This is a genomic window from Brevundimonas sp., from assembly GCF_016463485.1.
Taxonomy (GTDB): Bacteria; Pseudomonadota; Alphaproteobacteria; order Caulobacterales; family Caulobacteraceae; genus Brevundimonas.
Genome location: NZ_JAEMRD010000241.1, coordinates 1 through 2,490, shown reverse-complemented (window position 1 = coordinate 2,490; position 2,490 = coordinate 1). Strand labels below are relative to the sequence as shown.

Annotated in this window: 2 protein-coding genes and 1 pseudogene; 2 read left to right on the top strand and 1 reads right to left on the bottom strand. The window is 65.9% G+C overall.

What is annotated here, in order from left to right:
• Positions 1–320 (bottom strand): DEAD/DEAH box helicase (locus JHC99_RS18465; protein WP_292156153.1); only part of this gene is annotated, 320 nt, incomplete at its 3' end.
• Positions 321–381: 61 nt separating this feature from the next.
• Here JHC99_RS18465 and rhuM point away from each other — a divergent pair.
• Positions 382–1,449, top strand: a complete 1,068-nt coding sequence (rhuM, locus tag JHC99_RS18460; protein WP_292156152.1) for a RhuM family protein — start codon at positions 382–384, stop codon at positions 1,447–1,449.
• Positions 1,446–2,490: pseudogene (locus JHC99_RS18455) on the top strand (ATP-dependent DNA helicase); the annotation flags it as partial. The gene rhuM and the pseudogene JHC99_RS18455, both read left to right, overlap by 4 nt.

The following is a 2,490-nucleotide window of genomic DNA, read 5'->3' as shown; positions in this document are numbered from 1 at the left end:
TGGATGTTCAGCCCGATCTCGCGGATCGGCGTCATCAGGTTGCGCTCGACGTCCGTCGTCAGCGCCTTCAGCGGCGAGACATAGATGGTATGGATGCCCGACCCCGGTCCGTGCGCCGGCCTCGCCCCCCGCTCCGCCAGATCGATCAGGCTGGGCAGGAACCCCGCCAGCGTCTTGCCGCCCCCCGTTGGTGCGACCAGCAGGGCGTGCGAGCCGGCTTCCGCCGCCGCGATCATTTCCAGCTGATGCCTGCGCGGGCTCCAGCCGCGAGGCGCGAACCAGTTGGCGAACAGAGGCGGCAGACTGGCGGCGGGCGGCATCACCGGCGGGATATAGCATGTTCTCGTTCCGTTTCACTCCGGCCGGTGGTAAGATTCTGAAATGAACGACGACCATTTGCCGAGCGAAACGCCTTCCGGTCCCGTCACCATCCGTGAAGACGGCGACACGGGGGATCGTTTCCTCGTCTATGTGTCGAAGGACGGCGTTCGGGCCGAACTCCGGGTCGTTGGCGACACCTTCTGGGCGACCCAAGCGCAGATGGCCCAAATGTTTGGGGTCGATGTCCGAAGCGTTAGCAACCACATTAAGAACATATTCAGCGATGGCGAATTGGTGGCTGATTCAGTTGTCCAAGAATCTTGGATAACTGCCGCTGACGGCAAAACCTATCGCACCAACCTGTACAGCCTCGATGTGATCATCGCGGTCGGATATCGGGTCAGTTCTCGCCTCGGCACCATGTTCCGCATTTGGGCTACCCAAGTGCTGATGGCCTACCTGACGAAGGGCTTCGTCATCGACGATGACAGGCTGAAGAATCCCGACGGCAAGCCGGACTTCTTCGATGAGCTTCTCGATCGCATCCGTGACATCCGGTCGTCCGAGAAGCGGATGTGGACGCGGATTCTCGAACTCGCCTCGTTCTGCGTGGACTACGATCCTTACGACAAGAGCCAGCATACTGAGTTCTTCGCCGACATTCAGAACACGCTGCACTGGGCTGTTCTGCAAAAAACGGCGAGCGAGGTCATCGTCGAGCGCGTTGATCATCGACAGGAGAACGCCGGGGTCGTCACGTTTAAGGGCGAGATGCCGACCGTTAGCGAAGCCGGGACTGCGAAGAATCTTCTCCATGAACCCGAGATCAAAGCGCTCAACCACATAACCAGCTTAATGCTCGAGTTCTTCGACAGTCAGGCGGAGCAGCGGCGGTCCACCACACTCGGCGAGTTTCAGGTCAAACTCCGGGATCTGATCAAACTGGACGGGCGACCGCTCAAGCCTTGGGGCGCGGCCACCACCGTCAGTCACGCCAAGGCAACAGCGCACGTCTCCCGCGAGATCAAAGCTTTCAAGGCTCTCAGGCGGACTGAGAAAGAGAATGCTGGAGAGGACCAACTGGGCCAACTGGCAAAGGCCCTGAAAGATAAGAAACGTAAGCCGTGACCACCCAAGATGTCTTGGTGCAGGGTCAGACCGGCGCCGCCCCGTGGCTGGTCCTGCCGCCCGCCCTGGCCGTGCCGCCGGGCGCGGGCGCGATCTGCGACGACGAGGGGGCGAGGAAGATCGGCCGCGGCGCCGCCGAGGGGGTGTTTACAGGCGGGCCGGTGCTGGTCGCCCACGCCTCGCTGACCGCGCGGCGGCTGGGGCTGTCGGCCCCGCCCCGGTCGCCCGACCTGCTGGACGTGCTGGAGCTGTGGGCCTTCGTGCGGCCCGCGACCTTCTGCGCCCCGTCGCCGTCAGGACTGGCGCTCGCGCTCGGCATGGCCGAGCCGAAAGGCGCCGAGGCCCAGGCGGCCGCTCTTCGCGACGCCGCCGCCGTCCTGCTCAAGGAACTCGCCGACCCCGCCTATCCGCACCGCGAGGACGCCTTCACCCTGGCCGAGACGCTCGGCCGAGCGGGCTGGTCCTGGGCGTGGCGGGCAGCGGGCGCGCTTCAGGCCGGGCCATTGCGCCAGCGCCAGTATCGCGGCTCCGGCCTCGACGCCTGGGCGCGGCTGGCGGAGTGGGAGGACGAGGCGCCGCGCGGGGAGGCGGGCTCGGCCCCCGTCGATTCCGAATCCGCCCGCATCCGGCTGGAGAAATTGCTGCAGGCCTCGGGCCTCGACGAAACCCGTCCGACCCAGTCCGATTACGCCGCCGAGGCCGCCTACGCCTTCTCGCCCCGCAATGAGGAGGGCCGCCCCCGCATGCTTCTGGCCGAGGCGGGGACCGGCACAGGCAAGACCCTGGGCTATCTCGCCGCCGCCTCCCTGTGGGCCGAACGGAACCAGGGCGCCGCCTGGGTCTCGACCTACACGCGCGCCCTACAGCGCCAGATCGACCGCGAGAGCGCCGCCCTCTGGCCCGACCCGGTCGAGCGCAAGAAGAAGACGGTCGTCCGCAAGGGCCGGGAGAACTACCTCTGTCTGCTGAACCTTCAGGACATGGTTCAGGCGGCCCAGCTGGGGAACGGCGACCTGATCGGCCTGGCCCTGACCAGCCGCT

What these genes read in the sequence shown, in the direction of transcription:
- rhuM (WP_292156152.1), top strand. Translation starts at nt 382, where the DNA reads ATGAACGACGACCATTTGCCGAGCGAAACGCCTTCCGGTCCCGTCACC.